The 16,206-nt window shown below is 43.5% G+C and carries 15 protein-coding genes; 7 read left to right on the top strand and 8 right to left on the bottom strand.

Annotated elements, in window-relative coordinates; genetic code table 11:
• Window positions 1-56 precede the first annotated feature (56 nt).
• A complete protein-coding gene (helD, locus tag MKY85_RS14235; RefSeq protein ID WP_342573054.1) occupies window positions 57-2,474 on the bottom strand; it encodes an RNA polymerase recycling motor HelD in 2,418 nt (805 codons plus the stop codon).
• A 412-nt stretch (window positions 2,475-2,886) separates the two neighbouring features.
• Here helD and MKY85_RS14230 point away from each other — a divergent pair, with 412 nt between their 5' ends.
• On the top strand, window positions 2,887-3,867 hold the full coding sequence (locus MKY85_RS14230; RefSeq protein ID WP_342573052.1) for an aldo/keto reductase: 981 nt from the start codon (window positions 2,887-2,889) through the stop codon (window positions 3,865-3,867).
• Window positions 3,868-3,942: 75 nt separating this feature from the next.
• Here MKY85_RS14230 and MKY85_RS14225 read toward each other — a convergent pair whose 3' ends face one another.
• A complete protein-coding gene (locus MKY85_RS14225) occupies window positions 3,943-4,314 on the bottom strand; it encodes an iron chaperone (RefSeq protein WP_339242587.1) in 372 nt (123 codons plus the stop codon).
• Between the two features lie 224 nt (window positions 4,315-4,538).
• Entirely contained in the window at window positions 4,539-4,913 is a 375-nt protein-coding gene (locus MKY85_RS14220) for an HIT family protein (RefSeq protein ID WP_342573049.1), read from the bottom strand.
• 293 nt (window positions 4,914-5,206) lie between these two features.
• Between MKY85_RS14220 and MKY85_RS14215 the strand changes: the two genes are divergently transcribed.
• Window positions 5,207-5,725, top strand: coding sequence for a hypothetical protein (locus MKY85_RS14215; protein WP_342573047.1), 519 nt, complete (start codon window positions 5,207-5,209; stop codon window positions 5,723-5,725).
• Window positions 5,726-5,911: 186 nt separating this feature from the next.
• Here MKY85_RS14215 and MKY85_RS14210 read toward each other — a convergent pair whose 3' ends face one another.
• Window positions 5,912-6,952 (bottom strand): NAD(P)-dependent alcohol dehydrogenase, encoded by a 1,041-nt coding sequence (locus MKY85_RS14210; protein ID WP_342573044.1) that lies wholly within the window; start codon window positions 6,950-6,952, stop codon window positions 5,912-5,914.
• Window positions 6,953-7,144: 192 nt separating this feature from the next.
• Here MKY85_RS14210 and MKY85_RS14205 point away from each other — a divergent pair, with 192 nt between their 5' ends.
• Window positions 7,145-7,561 carry a MerR family transcriptional regulator gene (locus MKY85_RS14205; RefSeq protein ID WP_339242579.1) on the top strand — a complete coding sequence of 139 codons (417 nt, stop codon included), beginning with the start codon at window positions 7,145-7,147 and terminating at the stop codon, window positions 7,559-7,561.
• Between the two features lie 152 nt (window positions 7,562-7,713).
• Here MKY85_RS14205 and MKY85_RS14200 read toward each other — a convergent pair whose 3' ends face one another.
• Window positions 7,714-8,292, bottom strand: coding sequence for a TetR/AcrR family transcriptional regulator (locus tag MKY85_RS14200; RefSeq protein WP_342573041.1), 579 nt, complete (start codon window positions 8,290-8,292; stop codon window positions 7,714-7,716).
• Window positions 8,293-8,533: 241 nt separating this feature from the next.
• On the opposite strand from MKY85_RS14200, the gene MKY85_RS14195 reads away from it, so the two are divergent.
• Complete coding sequence (locus tag MKY85_RS14195; protein WP_342573040.1) at window positions 8,534-9,439, top strand: AraC family transcriptional regulator; 906 nt, start codon at window positions 8,534-8,536, stop codon at window positions 9,437-9,439.
• Between the two features lie 129 nt (window positions 9,440-9,568).
• Here MKY85_RS14195 and MKY85_RS14190 read toward each other — a convergent pair whose 3' ends face one another.
• Window positions 9,569-10,597, bottom strand: coding sequence for an ABC transporter substrate-binding protein (locus MKY85_RS14190; RefSeq protein ID WP_342573038.1), 1,029 nt, complete (start codon window positions 10,595-10,597; stop codon window positions 9,569-9,571).
• A gap of 211 nt (window positions 10,598-10,808) precedes the next feature.
• On the opposite strand from MKY85_RS14190, the gene MKY85_RS14185 reads away from it, so the two are divergent.
• A complete protein-coding gene (locus MKY85_RS14185; protein ID WP_342573036.1) occupies window positions 10,809-11,621 on the top strand; it encodes an undecaprenyl-diphosphate phosphatase in 813 nt (270 codons plus the stop codon).
• A 215-nt stretch (window positions 11,622-11,836) separates the two neighbouring features.
• Window positions 11,837-12,202, top strand: coding sequence for a helix-turn-helix domain-containing protein (locus MKY85_RS14180; protein ID WP_339261082.1), 366 nt, complete (start codon window positions 11,837-11,839; stop codon window positions 12,200-12,202).
• A 125-nt stretch (window positions 12,203-12,327) separates the two neighbouring features.
• Here MKY85_RS14180 and MKY85_RS14175 read toward each other — a convergent pair whose 3' ends face one another.
• Together MKY85_RS14175 and MKY85_RS14170 are read right to left on the bottom strand one after the other, a co-directional pair.
• On the bottom strand, window positions 12,328-12,816 hold the full coding sequence (locus tag MKY85_RS14175; protein ID WP_339261081.1) for a GNAT family N-acetyltransferase: 489 nt from the start codon (window positions 12,814-12,816) through the stop codon (window positions 12,328-12,330).
• A gap of 207 nt (window positions 12,817-13,023) precedes the next feature.
• Entirely contained in the window at window positions 13,024-13,647 is a 624-nt protein-coding gene (locus MKY85_RS14170; RefSeq protein ID WP_342573034.1) for a hypothetical protein, read from the bottom strand.
• 192 nt (window positions 13,648-13,839) lie between these two features.
• On the opposite strand from MKY85_RS14170, the gene metE reads away from it, so the two are divergent.
• Window positions 13,840-16,134: a 5-methyltetrahydropteroyltriglutamate--homocysteine S-methyltransferase gene (gene metE / locus MKY85_RS14165; protein WP_342573032.1), complete on the top strand. Its 2,295-nt coding sequence runs from the start codon at window positions 13,840-13,842 to the stop codon at window positions 16,132-16,134.
• Window positions 16,135-16,206 lie beyond the last annotated feature (72 nt).

Below are 16,206 nucleotides of genomic sequence, written 5' to 3'. Positions count from 1 at the left end.
TTTGAAGTAATGTTCTGTAATAAAGTTTTACAATAACAGTAATATCTTCACGATTATTATTTGGGATAAGTGTCATACAGATTCGCCGGTAACGCCTGCACAAACGGTGACCACTCGTTCGTTGTGTAGAGTTGAAGTCGGTGCATGGCTCGAGTGCAAGCCGTATATAGAAGCTTGCGATCATATTCCTGGCTGTAAGCTTCTGGTGAAGCATCATAGACCAGGACCGCATCGAACTCGACGCCTTTCGCAAGATACACAGGAATAACCATGATTCCTTTTTCAAAAATCTGTGTATCCTTCGTTATAAGTTGTAACCCTTCGCCTCCTTGACTCTGTAACCTTTCATAGGCTTCTCGGCTTTCAGCTGCGGTCTTCGTTATTACAGCGATGGAATCGAACCCCTCTGCCTTAAGCGCAGTAATGTCTGCCAGAATACGCGTACCACGCTGCTCCTCGTCCTTCAATCTTGTTAAAAGAGGCTTCCGATCTCTCCTTTCAAAGGGTCTAATCTCTTCTCCCCCGGGTAACATGTGTCTCGTGAATTCAACTATCTCTTGGGTTGAACGATAACTGCGTACCAGGCGGATCAACGTGGTTTCAGCTTCTCCATAAAGGTGGATCAATGGCGAGTTGGACGCTGCTAACTCCGTAGCCTGCATAAAGATGGCTTGCCCGAAATCTCCAAGTACGGTCATGCGAGCACGAGGGAACAGTTTCTTGAGATATTCGTATTGAAACGCTGAATAATCCTGACCTTCATCCACGAAGACATAACGAATCTCTCTATTCGTCCGAACGCCCTCGATCAGTTCTTTTACATATAAATAAGGAGTAGCATCCTCATGGAAAAGCTTGTTCTGGAGGATCATCTCCCTGGTTTGTTTGCATATCTCAGCCCAATGCTGCGGGGGGATTGCCCCGTTCGTTCGTTCCCGATAAGCGGCTTCATCTGCAAATAGTTGTTCATATATCCCTTTCACATCCACGAACTGGAATTTCCGCACACTCTTCCTTAAAGGTTTAAACATGTTTTTCACCAGTTTCTGACGAAGCAATTGCTCTTCGCGCTCTGCAAAATCAAAAGCACCCTCATCTTGCTCTGCGCTGTTATTACCGTTATCTCGTGCTGCATACTTTTCCGCGACATCGAACACAGGCTTTTCTTTGTGAAGCATACCGTAAGCTTCCACATACTCATCGGTATCCAGATAATTCAACTCCTCCAGAACCCAGTCGGCTTCACGTTCCAGACGTTCCAGCATAACGAGTTCTCTCAGCAGCCATTCCTGCACAAGAAGAATTCGGTTGGACAGTGTCAGATTTTGATCCAAACTGTAAAATTGGTTCTTAATTCGGTCCGCAGTGATGAACTCACGTTCCCGAAATCGAATCCCATTGAACAGCATCCCCTCTCCTCCCAACCACTTCCCGTAGTTTTGGAGCACTTGAAGGAATGTCTCCGAAGCTTTATACTTGATCGCCTCCATACGAGCTTCATATCCTGGATCTCCCTGGGCTGTCAGCACATATTCAATCTGATCAAAGGCATCCTCTGGTCGTAAGGAGGAATCCAGCCAATAATTCAGATATTCCTGAAAAGTGGTCTGCTGCATGTTCTCTTCGCCAAGTTCCGGGAGTACGGTGGAGGTATAACTGGTAAACATCGGATTCGGAGAAAAAAGTACAATCTGATCTGCCTTAACGGTCTGCCGGTGTTTGTATAACAAGTAGGCCACTCGCTGTAACGCAGCGGACGTCTTGCCACTGCCAGCTGCTCCCTGAACAATGAGCATACGGCTCCGGTCATCACGGATAATAGCATTTTGTTCCTTTTGGATGGTTGCTACAATGCTTTTCATTTGTGAGTCTGCACCTTTGGCGAGTACTTGCTGTAACAATTCGTCACCGATCGTCTCATTTGAGTCAAACATGCTAAGAAGCTGCCCGTGTTGGATCTGAAATTGACGCTTGAGCTCCATCGTACCCTCGATTTGTCCTGAAGGTGTGTCATAACTTGCTGGCCCCGGAGAGTGATCATAGTACAGACTCGCAATTGGCGTACGCCAATCATAGATGAGAAAGCTCAATCCATCTTCATCCATGAAGGAAGATACGCCGATGTAGATCTGTTCAGTATATGTCATGCCTTTTTCCTTATAATCGAAGCGACCAAAATACGGTGTCGGAAGTAATCTCTTTGTATTTTTCCATTGTTGCGTTAACAGCTTGTGCCCACGTTCCCTCTCGGCCAACACTCTCGATTGCTGATTAATGGTATAGAAGGCATCTTCAAAATCGGTGTACGAACCCGTGTTAATCGTCACTTCTTCCCAAAACCGTTTACGAATTTCGGCTGCCTGTTCATGCAGTCCTTCAACCTTTGGTTCTAAGTCGTCGAGTCTTGCCTGAAGCTTGCTCCTTACCTGCACTAATCTTTCCTCTTCCAACTTCCATTCAACGGTTTTATCCATGAATGAACCCACTCCCTTTTCCATTTATTAGGACCCCAAAAAAGAGCATTGACAAATCGGAATGTCGGATGTAAAATTAAATTAGGAGAAATAATGATACACCCTTTGTTCCTAATAAAAATGTCAATTGCGCTATAGATTATATCATGGCGTTTTTTCTAGTTCAATCTTTTTATTCACTGTCTGAGTTGGAGTTCATTCATAATTGATAATGCATAAGATGTTCCTTGAGTTACAAGGAGCATCTTTTTTTATGTCCTCGATCTAACGAATTCTGGGATTGTGAGAAGATTAGGCAATAGTTTGATAGAAATGTGGTACCCGCTCGTTCATTTGTTATGACATACTAATGGTGTAAATAGATCACCAGACCGGTGGCAATAATAAACATTAGAAAGGATATGAACATGACATGGAATATACGAAACTGGGTAACACTGGCTTGGACGTATCTCGATTTTGCCTAGGATGTATGGGGTTTGGAGACGCCAGTAAATGGGTTCATCAGTGGGTACTGAATGAAGAGGACTCTCGCCCCGTGATCAAAAAAGCGCTGGATCTGGGCATCAATTTCTTTGATACAGCGAATGTATATTCTCTGGGTACGAGCGAGGAGTACCTTGGTCGGGCGTTAAAGGATTTCGCTAATCGGGATGAGGTCGTTATTGCAACCAAAGTACATGGACAGATGCATAAAGGACCCAACGGTTCTGGCCTTTCCAGAAAAGCCATCCTGAGTGAGATTGATAAAAGCCTGAGACGATTGGAAACGGATTATGTAGATCTGTATATCATTCATCGTTGGGACTACAATACGCCTATTGAAGAAACCATGGAAGCCTTACATGATGTGGTGAAGTCCGGGAAAGTAAGATATATTGGGGCTTCAGCCATGTTCGCTTGGCAGTTCCAAAAGGCATTACATGTAGCAGAGAAACATGGTTGGACCAAGTTTGTCTCCATGCAGAACCACTTGAACCTCATCTACCGCGAAGAAGAACGTGAAATGTTACCGTTATGCAAGGAAGAAAAGATTGGTGTGACTCCTTACAGTCCTCTTGCTTCAGGCAGGTTAACCCGTGACTGGTCCGTATCGACCCTTCGATCCGAGACAGACGAAATTCAGAAATCCAAGTACAATGCGACCAGTGATGCAGATCGACTTGTGGTTGAACGGGTTGCATCTATTGCAGAAAAATACGGAGTCCCTCGTACACACATCGCACTTGCGTGGTTGCTGCAAAAAGACACTGTAGCGGCTCCAATTATCGGTGCCACCAAACTATCACATCTGGAAGATGCTGTAGGTGCTCTTTCCGTTAAGTTGACCTCAGAAGATGTCACATTCCTTGAAGAACCTTATGTACCTCATCCTGTAGTAGGTGCTCAATAGTAAATTTTCCCAAGAAAATGGAGAAGACCCCCTATTTCCTCATCCGGAAGTCGGGGGGTCTTTTATGTGTGCAATTTATTTTCGCCAAAATGTTGAACATTCTGCCTTATCCGCGATATTAAACTCAATCATTCTCTCAAGTAACGAATAATCAATCTCCTGTTTCCACTTCATTCGCACCAACTCTTTGGTATGATCATAACCGGCTTTAGTGATCTCTTCCGAAAAACGATTAATTCCTGCCTTTTCGGGAGCAACAGCCAAATGTTGCTTGGATACACTAAAACCAATAATGAAGGTATCATGATCGGTGAACATCGGTTGGTTCCATGCAATTTTTTGTTTTAAATTCGGGAATCTTTCAGTGATCCAGTTCAAAACTTCTTCCGTTCGTGCCTGGTGTTCCGGGTTATCGATGCGTGCTATAAATTCTGCAAAGGTCTCCATTGGTTTCCCCCTATATCATGAAATATACTATTTAATTTGCCCCATTCAAACTCATTCTATCATGAATATCAAATTCAAGACCCCTATCTGTCCGATAACTCAAAACGATAAGTAGCTTGCTAGACTTTAAATGTTTTCCTTAATCCAAGAACGCAACTGATCAGCACAGAATGCGCGTTCATCTGGATCGGATTGAGAACCCTTTGTCAGATAAAGTTGATCATTCACGTATCTGGGATAAACATGCAGATGATAATGCCATACATCTTGATTACTGCAGGTTCATTATGCTGTCGTGTAGAGATTCCTTCACATCCATATGTACTTTTCATTGCCCATGCTGTAAGTTGAGCCGCGTAATGAATCTCAGCAGCGTAGTCCGCAGGAAGTTCAAAGATGTTCTCGAAATGTTGATTTGGAACAATAAGCACATGTCCTTTATTGTTTGGCCACCACTTGCCTGCTATAAATGCCGTTACCTTTTCATTCTGATAGATAATATCTCTTTGTTTGGTTCCCTGATCCGGTCGCTCGATACCCCAAATACAACAAAATGGACATTCATACCCTTCGGGCTGATGTGAAAATGATGCTGTCATCTTTCTCCTTCCACTCCTTTCAAGTTTCTTCAAGTAATTATTAGATTTAGCTAGCTTCACACCTATGTCTGTAGCAATTTCAAGATAGAATATTATAATAACAAACAACCTATATAAGTGGTAAATTATGCAGATAGATCTATTCCCTTTTTTTGTGTTAACCTCTTTAATGTTCTGTACAAAAAAAATATGGGGGTTACATAATTGAAAGTTTTAATTTCATTGGGAGGAGTATTCGTTCTCGTAGCTGCAGAATTACACTTCATTCTCACTAACGGGAAGCATAATACTACATGAAAAAATATTCTAATATCATTATATTCCTCTTGGTTCTATTGATCATTGGTTCAACTTTTATTTTAATTGAGAACTCAACTCGCAAGAAAGAAATTGCGGTCAATTCGGATTATTATACTAGTTTTGTTTCGAGAGTACAGAATCTGAATGATACACTTTCTCAAACCAGTGAGGTCCATTCTACTGGAGAAATCGAGCAAATGTTTGATGTTTATACTTCCATCATTTTAATAAATGACCGATTAACGCTCATCAAAGAACACACTGAAAATTTCTCTGATTATATAAATGTTCTTATCAATGACTTTTTAATATTTAGAAATGAATATGGTTATCTTGTAAAGGATCAATTAAAAGGAAACCGTACAGATTCTGAAGTACGTATAAAAGTAGCCAAACAGATCAAATTATTCCTGAATGACTTGCCTAGAGAATACCACGATTCAGAAGAATTTTCTGATCAGTTCAGTGCCGCTGCTAAGCATATTAAGCCATTGCTGCATCTTAACTTTTAATTTATTTGAGCCGCTGCTGCGGCTCTTTTTACTTAACCATATCATGCTGAAAGATTAAATATGAATTTTCACCAGGAAGGTGAGCTAAAAAGGATCCTACAATGAACAAGATAAAAAGCAGCTGACCTTATAGGCAGCTGCTTTATTCTATCTTTAACTATCCCTATCAATAATCACACTCCACACTTACATGGTGTTGATATCAATAACAAAGCGATATTTCACGTCAGAAGCCAGTACACGCTTGTAAGCTTCGTCAATCTGATCAGCCGAGATAACCTCAATGTTAGGCGCAATATCATGTTCTGCACAGAAATCAAGCATCTCTTGCGTCTCACGAATGCCACCAATCATGGAACCTGCGAATGAACGGCGATGACCGATCAGAGAAAATACGTTTACGGCTAATGGCTCTGCAGGAGCACCCACGTTCACGAGTGTACCATCTAGCGTGAGCAGTGAGAAATACGCGTTAATGTCAATATTGGCACTCACCGTGTTAATCATCAGATCAAAGGTTCCTGCAAGTTTTTCGAAGGTCTCGGGTTCGCTTGTGGCAAAGTAATGATCTGCACCAAATTGCAGTCCATCTTCTTTTTTGCTCAAGGATTGGGAGAGGACCGTTACTTCCGCACCCATCGCATGTGCGATTTTGACAGCCATATGACCCAGACCACCCATACCTACAACGGCAACCTTCTTACCTGGGCCAGCTTCCCAGTGATGAAGTGGTGAATACGTCGTAATACCGGCACACAACAAAGGTGCAGCTGCATCAAGTGCAATGTTATCAGGGATGCGAACGACAAAATCCTCTACGACAACAATATGTGTTGAATATCCACCTTGCGTAGGTTCACCGTATTTGTCTACTCCAGCGTAAGTTTGAATATTTCCTTTAAGACAGTATTGCTCTTCACCTTTACGGCAGTTAACACATTCACCACAAGAGTCGACCATACATCCGACCCCTACTCGGTCACCAACCTTATATTTGGAGACTCCGCTTCCTACATCAGTTACAATCCCGGCAATTTCGTGCCCAGGAACGAGTGGATAGTTCACAGGACCCCATTCACCGTGAGCAGTATGAATGTCAGAATGGCAGATACCGGCATATTTAATCTCGATTAATACATCATTGGTATCCAGATCACGTCGTTTAATTTCAGCACTTCTGAATTGTTGGTCTGGACCGTCAACGGCTCTGGCTTTAGCTATAATCAATGGAATAACCTCCTCGTAATTGTAAGTACATAAATAATCTTACGCCCTCTAGTTAACTCTAGGTCAAATGTTTATCTTATTTTTTATCTCCAACGTACTTTGACATCCAGTAATCCAACATGATAGAATTCACTCGGATCAATCCTAGAGTTAACTCGAAGTCTACCCCTCGTAGAAAGGAATTCATTCTATATGACTTATTCAATCGGTGAAGTTGCCAAAAAATTAGACCTTACAGTATATACATTGCGGTACTATGATAAGGAAGGACTTATGCCTTTTGTAGAACGTACCACGAGCGGAACGCGCTTGTTCAAAGATTCAGACATCGACTTTCTAAAGATCATTCAATGCCTGAAGTTGACCGGAATGCCTATCAAAGACATCAAGGATTTTATTGAATGGTGTTCTGAAGGGGATTCCACCCTGAAGCAAAGATATGATATGTTCACGGAACGAAAAGCCATTGTTGAAGCACAAATGGAGCAACTAAGAAGGACCATGGAAGTTATTGACCATAAACGTTCATACTACGAAACTGCTTTGGAAGCTGGAACCGAAGAGATTCACAGAAGAGTAAAAACAACAGCCGATGCCGTCACCAATTGATGGTCCATCTTTCTCATGACGTAAATAGGTACAAAAATAGCAGCTTGTAATCCTATAACGGATTACAAGCTGCTATTTGGGATATGTTTAGGCACATCGTATGGAGTAACATTTCGGAGATATGCCTCTATATGCGCGTAGAGCCAGCCGTATCATTTTTCCAACAGTTTTATGGATACATTGATTATTCGATTTAATTTAACTTTATCCATCGAGGTTCTGGCCATGGCTCTAATGCCGACAGAAATATTGTGCAAATACTCTGCCATTTCCTTCGCATCATGGTCTGAGGAAAATTCTCCATCGCGTTGTCCCCATTCGATGATCTGCTCAAACATCCGCTCTGTATCGTTAAATGATTCAAGGGACCGTGAATCTACATCCGAATCACGTGTGCCCAGCTCTACTGCCGAATTTACGATCAGACAACCCGATGGTGTATCCTCTGCTTCACTGATCATCAATCCATAAATGTTATGCAGTGCTTCCACTGCCGTCTTGGACGCTTTAATTTCTGCAAGTAATGTAGCACTGATCTTGCCTTTATAACGATCCATAGCCTGCAAGAACAATGTATGTTTATCATCAAATGTATCGTATATACTTCGGCGATGTATTCCCATATGCTCCACAAGGTCACTCATCGATGTCTTCTCATAACCTTGTTCCCAGAAGATCTTCATTGCTTTATCCAACACTTCGTTCACTTCAAACTCTTTACTTCTAGCCATTCGACTTCCCTCCTAAAGTCAATCTAACACATCGGGAACGATCAGTAAATAAAAGACGTATACATCTTCTGTACTTGTTGTATATCATGATTGTGCACTTGTGATTATGTAACCAGCAGTCAGCATGTTTTATCCATTTACATCAAATGTTTGCCTATTCCTATCCGTTTTCTACCGCCTAGGGTCAATATACGCTAGAATGTGATTAATTATTATATTGTGCGAAAAAGGAGATTTACGCATGTCTGATCGATTACACGAGCATCAAGACGAATTAGCCAAACGTATTGACCGTTATTCAAACACCAATGGTGTGCACCAGACGGCTATCCCTTCATTATTTCTAATCCGTGAATCGGTTGTTACTGAACCTATATTTAGAGTGAACGAACCTTCGTTCTGCATTATCGTACAGGGTGAGAAACAGGTCCTGCTGGGACAGGATCGTTTCCGATATGGTCCAGGAAGTTATATCGTGGCAACCGTTGACTTGCCGGTTAGTGGACAAGTGATTCAAGCCTCGTCTGAGGCTCCTTATCTGGCCCTGAAACTTGAATTTACGTCCAGTGAGATTCTGGAGGTGTTGAACCACTCCCATTTCCCGGCAAGACCGCAGAAAACAACGAAACGTGCAATGTTTGTAAGCCAGGCTGAGCCATCTCTGCTGGATGCAGTTGTCAGGTTAATACGTTTGTTGGAAGATCATTCGGAAGATATACCACTGCTCGCTCCTTTGTTCAAGAAGGAAATTCTCTATAAAGTTCTGAAAGGCCCCCATGGGATTGCCTTGGAACAAGCTACCATTGCGGGCAGCCATACCTATCGAATCAGAGACGTTATTGAATATATTATGAATCACTCTGAGCAAAATTTTCGGGTGGAGGATCTGGCCGATTTGGCGAATATGAGTACTGCCTCGCTGCACAGACACTTTAAAGAAGTGACTGCCATGAGTCCGATTCAGTTTCAAAAACAACTTAGGTTGCAAGAAGCTCGGCGCTTGTTATTATCCAAGTCCACCGATGCAGCAGATGTAGCATTTCAGGTAGGTTACGAAAGCCCGTCGCAATTCAGTCGTGAATATTCTCGCATGTTCGGTTTACCGCCCAGAGAAGATATTAAACGCCTGAGAGGTATGGATCAATAAAACAACTGCCCTCATCTGTCGTGGTACTAGCTATTACTGTTTCGCATCACAAAAAAAGAGCATCTCCCCGTCTTTTAATGACGTTTGGAAATGCTCCTATGTTACTCTATTGTATTTTTCAGTCCAATTTTACTTTTCCGAAAGCAAGCTATCCGAAATAAACTGCAGCTGACCTTCCAACGTTAACGGATCGTTGTACGAGTCTGAAGTCGGGTCAAGCTGGAACACATGATTGGCCTTCACCGCAGGCAAATTCTTCCACAATGGATTATCATATACGATCTTGGGATCAGTTTTATCTCCCGACCATGGGCTGGTGAAGATGATATCCCCCGCATACTCCGGTAATAGTTCCATGGATATCGAAGCCCAACCAGTACCGCTGTCAATTGCTTCAGCTTGAGCCTTGGCCGGTGCCTTGAGACCAAACTCTCCATAAATAATTTCACCGCCTCGGCCGTAGTTGTGACCAAATACAAATAATCCTTTGGCATATGGATTCAGAATGGATACCGTGCGATCACCCACAGCTTCCTGAACCTTAGGCTTCATTTCGTTAATCTTTGCTTCCCATTTAGCATTCCATGCTTTAGCTGCGTCTTCTCTATTGGTAAGCTTACCCATCTCAAGCATCAGATCCTTGAAATTGCGCTTACCATAATCAATCTGTACGACTGGCGCAATCTGCTCCAGCTTGTCGATGCCCTCTGTGCCTGTGTACACAATAAAGAGGTCGGGTTTTAAGCTGATTAGACTCTCTGGTGTAGGCTTTTCACCCAGATCACTTGTGCCAGCTTCTGCAAGTTGATCCTTGATATACTTGTTGTTCATCGCTCCTGATAAAGCGCCGACTACCGGTGCATCGAGGGCAACAAAGTACCCCGTCGAAAATGACGTCAAATCAATAATGCGCTTAGGATTTTTGGGTACCTGTACTTCACCTGCATCCGATTGGTATGTAACGAGTTCCTCTTCGGCAGTTGCTTCTGTACCAGCTGAAGAAGCTGAATCCGAGTTCGTCTTGGTTTCTGTTCCCGCAGTTTCATTCGTACTGTCCCCGGTTGTACTATTGCTCGTGGTAGATTGACCACAAGCACTAAGTACAAGCAGCAAGATGAGTGCCATTATGATCCATACTGATTTTCTCTGTTTACGCAAAATAAACCCACCTTTTCGTTGATATTGATAATCGTTATCAACGATATCATGCTCTGAAGTATTTGACAAGCTATGTTTATTTCCCTCCCTCTATGAACTCTAACTTGCAAGTCACTAACTTAAGCGGCTATCATCAATAGAGTAGACAAGTCACTTTTATTAAAAAGAGAGATCATTGGAAAGCCAATGACACGTATTCAAGGAGGACAACATGGAAGAAATTATGTTATGGTTAAAGTATTTATTTTTAGGTATTGTTCAAGGCGCAACGGAGCCGATTCCTGTCTCCTCCAGCGGTCACTTGATCATCGCGCAGAGACTGATGGGCATGAAGCAGAATGGATTGTCATTTGAGATTTTAACAAACACAGCATCGCTTATCGCTATTATTTTTATTTTCCGGGAAGATATCAAAAAGTTGATTATTGGTGCACTAGGTTACCTGCGTACTCGTAAAGAGGAATATAGAGCAGACTTCATGTTTTGCTTATACATAATTATTGGTACGGTTCCTGCTGCTGTCGTTGCGGTCCTGTTCAAGGATCGGATTGAAGAAATTTTCTCGTCCGTCTACACTGTTTCCATCGCGCTATTGATTACCGGCGTTGCCTTATGGCTGATTCGTAATCTTCGTGGCCGCAAACAAGACGGTGATCTGTCTACAAAAGATGCATTGTTGGTCGGTCTCGCTCAGGCAGTAGCTCTTATTCCCGGAATTAGCCGTTCAGGGGCGACTGTAATTGCTTCCATCGCTGTGGGCATGAAACAGGAAACGGCACTGAAGTTCTCCTTCATGCTGTACATTCCAATAAGCATTGGTGGACTCATCATGGGTGTATCCGACATCGCCAATGATCCAAATCGATCACAGCTGGCGATCCCCTATCTGATTGCATTCATCACAACACTCTTCGTTACCTATTTCTCCATGAGATGGTTTATGGGCATTATGGCAAAAGGCAACCTGAAATACTTTTCGTATTACTGTTTTGCCGCAGGAACATTGTTGCTGATCTTCTTATAAAAACAAACTAATCACACCAAAAGGAACAACCAGCGATGGTTGTTCCTTTTGGTGTATCTAGCAAAGCCATCAGTGGAATCTTCAGCTCCGGCGACGTATTGTTTTTTGAGTCATCGTAAATCTCCTTTACTTCCAAGTAAGATTAGTTTAAACTGATCCCAAATAAACAGTACGGTCTTTTATAATAGGTACTACCCGGAAGGATAGTGTTAATAATGAGCATGGCTGACTACCACGGTAAAGTTAAAAACATTCAAGATACCCCTTTTGGATATACATTGTCCGTTATTGGTGGCAAATGGAAAATGGTGATTATGTACCTTTTGGCAGAAAACCCGCCTGTCCGCTTCAATGAGCTGAAAAGACAGATCGGAGCCATCACATATAAAACATTGAGTTCACAGCTCAAAGAACTGGAAGCAGATGGCATGGTAGAGCGCAAAGAGTATCCTCAAGTCCCTCCTAAAGTCGAGTACCGACTGACAGCGAAAGCTGAGAGGTTACTGCCCGTTTTGGAAGGACTGTGCGAATGGGGCGCTCAATATCAAGACCCATCGATCAATAATAGCGTAACGGATTAAACGACTTTGTCTAGATGTTCAGATGAGATCATTGGAGTACATTGCATATATTAAAGCTAAAAAAAGTCGCCCATAGGCGACTTTTTCTTGTATATTATGCTCCTCTATCCGTTCAATAACGGAAGTTATGATTCGTGCGTAACATTTACCTTTTCGTGTACCAGATCTTTCTGATAGGCCAATACTTTATCCCAATTGCCACTGAATACAGGGATTCGATAATACCCTACACGCTCATATAGTGCTGCAGCTTCCGGCTGTAATGGACCGGTTTGCAGTTTCAGGTTGGTATAACCAAGTTCGCTTGCAAGACGCTCCGCCTCAGCCAAAATAGCCTGGGCTATCCCCTTACGGCGGTAGCCACTGCGTGTATACATGCGTTTAACTTCTACAGATGTTTCATCAAGGGGTCTAAGTGCTCCGCAACCAACCGGGTACCCGTCGATCCTCGCAACGATAAAAGCCGCCCGTGGCACTTCAACGTCGGACAGTTGAAATCCCGCCGTTCCATCACCGCCATATAACAAACCGAGTTCTTCACTCAGTTCCTTGATCAATTGCAACGAATCCTCGCTGCGAATATCTTCAGCTGCTGCATGCACGATGTGTGTCACCCTACATACCCCCTTTATCTCATTGGACTTATTGGTTTTAATGATATGTCTAAATTATCATTCCCAACAGCAAGCGTCAATTCCCCCATCCATTGAATATTTCTATAAGTACGCCTCAACTCACTCCAGAATTGGAAAATTTGAAATTGTTTTGATATGAATGATTTCTATATAAAATCACGACTATTCTCTAACTTTTGCATGTTACTATGGTTTGGCATACTGCAAAATGGCTGTAGCCGCACGAATTCGCAGCTCTTCTTCTTCACTGTGCAACGCTTCCTTCAGCACATGAATAGCTGCTTGAATTGTAGCTTCATCTATTGCTGTTGAGAGAGTGTGTGTTGCTTCAGCTGCTATGCCGATTGCAAGTCCGCGATCCAGCTGTGCTTGTGAAACGGGATGCTCAAACTTTGCAAGTATGGATGAATCTTTTAGCAGCGACTGAACTTTGTCATTTAGCTCAGCGAGAGGAATACGACCCAACCATGTAACCCCGCGGCGGTGACAGATCAAGTCCTCTTCCGTACCAGCGGAATCGTCGTAATAATAATCCCCGATATCCCCCACATACGTCCATTCATCATCGCTAATTAATACATAATCTCCATCCTGCATGAGGTTGGCAAACATATGTAATGTCCCGAGTGCTCTCGCCAATTCTGCTTCATCCAAGCTAACGTGTTGAACTAACTGTTCCTTCCATAGCTCCGGGGGCGTTTGCTCCAGATCTCCTGTACCGGACCAAGCGATACCAATATAATTTTCTTCCAAAAACGATGCTACTCTGTTGATTCCGTGCACGGTAGACTGGATGTGATACAGATTCATGCTTATCGCCCTCCCTTCAATCATTCGTATGAACATAGTTAACCATTGTAACATTACTGGTGTCTTTTTCAAACGTAATGATCACTTTTGATATAGCCACAGGCTATAACTAGGTATAATTTAATGGAATTACGTTATAACTCCGGATCTGTGATAAATTTTGTGTAACATAAAGCAGAGGGGTTTTAAACGATGACGAAAAGTAGTGTATTGGGATATCCGCGTATTGGTGCTGATCGCGAATGGAAGAAAGCGTTGGAAGCGTTCTGGGCAGGAAAATTGGAGGAAACAGAATTTCACGCACGTTTGCAGGAGATCCGTATCGATCATTTGTGTAAACAGCAAGCAAAAGGCATCGACCTCATTCCGGTGAATGATTTTAGTTATTACGATCATATCCTGGATACGGCCGTGATGTTCGGCATTATTCCTAAACGTTTTACATATGATGGTGGCTCGGTTCCGTTGTCCGTATATTATGGCATTGCCCGGGGTACGAAAGATGCCGCAGCGAGCGAAATGACAAAATGGTTTAACACCAACTATCACTACATCGTACCTGAACTGGAGGGGGCTTCCCCAACTCTGACGGAGAACAAACCCCTTCTCGCTTATCGTGAAGCAAAAGAAAAACTCGGCATTGAAGGAAAACCGGTCATCGTTGGACCATTAACCTTCCTGAAGCTCTCGAAAGGCTATGATAAATCCGAGACTGACGCATGGCTGGATCGCTTGCTTCCACTTTACACTCAATTACTCCAGGAACTTGCGAGTGAAGGTGTTCAGTGGGTGCAGATCGACGAACCTATTCTGGTCACCAAATTAGATGATGAAGACGTACAGCGTCTGAATAATATATATGAGACATTTGCGGCGGCCGTGCCGGGCCTGAATATCATGCTGCAAACGTACTTTGAATCTGTCGAAAACTACAGTGACATTGTGTCATTGCCAGTGCAAGGGGTAGGACTAGATTTTGTACACGGACTCTCTGGTAACATACAATCCATTCGCACATCCGGTTTCCCGGCTGACAAAGTGCTCGGAGCAGGTATTATTGATGGACGTGGGATCTGGAAAGCTTCCCTTCAAGGCAAACTGAAGTTGCTGAATGAACTGGCTGAAGTCGTAACGTCTGAACGTATCATCGTGCAATCATCCTGCAGCCTGCTGCATGTGCCCGTTACCACTGCACGTGAGGCAAAACTTACATCTGATTTGAAAAATGCTCTTGCGTTTGCAGATGAAAAGCTGGATGAGATTGTTCTTTTGACTACAGCCCTATATTCACCAAGTGCAGAGATTACAGCCAAAATAGACGAAGCAGAGCTTCCCCTTCAGGCACTTCAGCAATCCGAAGATCGGAACCGCACAGCTGTACAGAAAGCCGTTGCTTCCATAAGTGTTCAACAGCCAGAGCGCTCTCGTCCTTTTGCCGAGCGTCATGAAGCCCAACAGGTCAAATGGCAATTGCCACTCTTCCCAACGACAACGATTGGCAGTTTCCCACAATCTGCTGAAGTCAGAAAAGCACGTCAGTTATGGCGAAAAGGTGAGTTGAACAACGAACAGTATGCTGCCTTCATCCGGGAGCAGATTGATATCTGGATTAAGCTTCAGGAAGAGATCGGAATTGACGTATTGGTACATGGTGAGTTTGAGCGTACCGATATGGTTGAGTTCTTTGGCGAGAAACTTGCCGGTTTTGCCTTTACACAGTTCGGCTGGGTACAGTCGTATGGTTCACGTTGCGTGAAGCCGCCTATTATCTTCGGGGATGTTGCGTTCACGGGTGAAATGACGGTAGAAGAAACGAAATATGCTCAATCGCAGACCGATCGCCCTGTTAAAGGCATGCTGACTGGCCCAATTACCATCATGAACTGGTCGTTCGTACGGGAAGACATTGCTCGGGAGCAGATTGCCTATCAATTGGCGTATGCGCTAAGACAGGAAGTTGAAGCACTTGAACAGGCAGGCATTGGCATGATTCAGGTTGACGAGCCGGCTGTTCGTGAAGGGCTTCCGCTGAAGGAAAATGAACAAGCCGATTACCTGGCCTGGGCGGTCAAAGCGTTCCGCATTTCCACGTGCACGGTGCACGAAACGACCCAAATTCATACGCATATGTGCTATTGCGAATTCCATGACATGATTGATTCCATCGAAGCCATGGATGCAGATGTCATTTCTATTGAGACATCCCGTAGTCACGGCGAACTGATTCATAGTTTTGAAGAAAATACGTATGAGCTGGGTATTGGTCTTGGCGTATATGATATCCATAGTCCACGGGTTCCAAGTGTGGATGAAATGAGCAGCATGATTGAACGCGCCCTGCGTGTTCTTGATCCGGAGCTGTTCTGGATCAACCCGGACTGCGGATTAAAAACCCGTGGACAGGAAGAAACCGTGGCTTCCCTCCGTAACATGGTGGATGCAACCAGAATCGCCCGTACCAATTACGCTTCCGCTGCTGTATTGTAATCTCTGCTGCGAAGCAGCATATTTAAAAAAGTAAAGCCGGACACCCCTTCGTTAAAGGGGTGTCCGGCTTTT

Source organism: Paenibacillus sp. FSL R5-0749 (assembly GCF_038595085.1).
Lineage (GTDB): Bacteria > Bacillota > Bacilli > Paenibacillales > Paenibacillaceae > Paenibacillus.
This window is presented reverse-complemented; position numbering and strand designations above follow the sequence as displayed.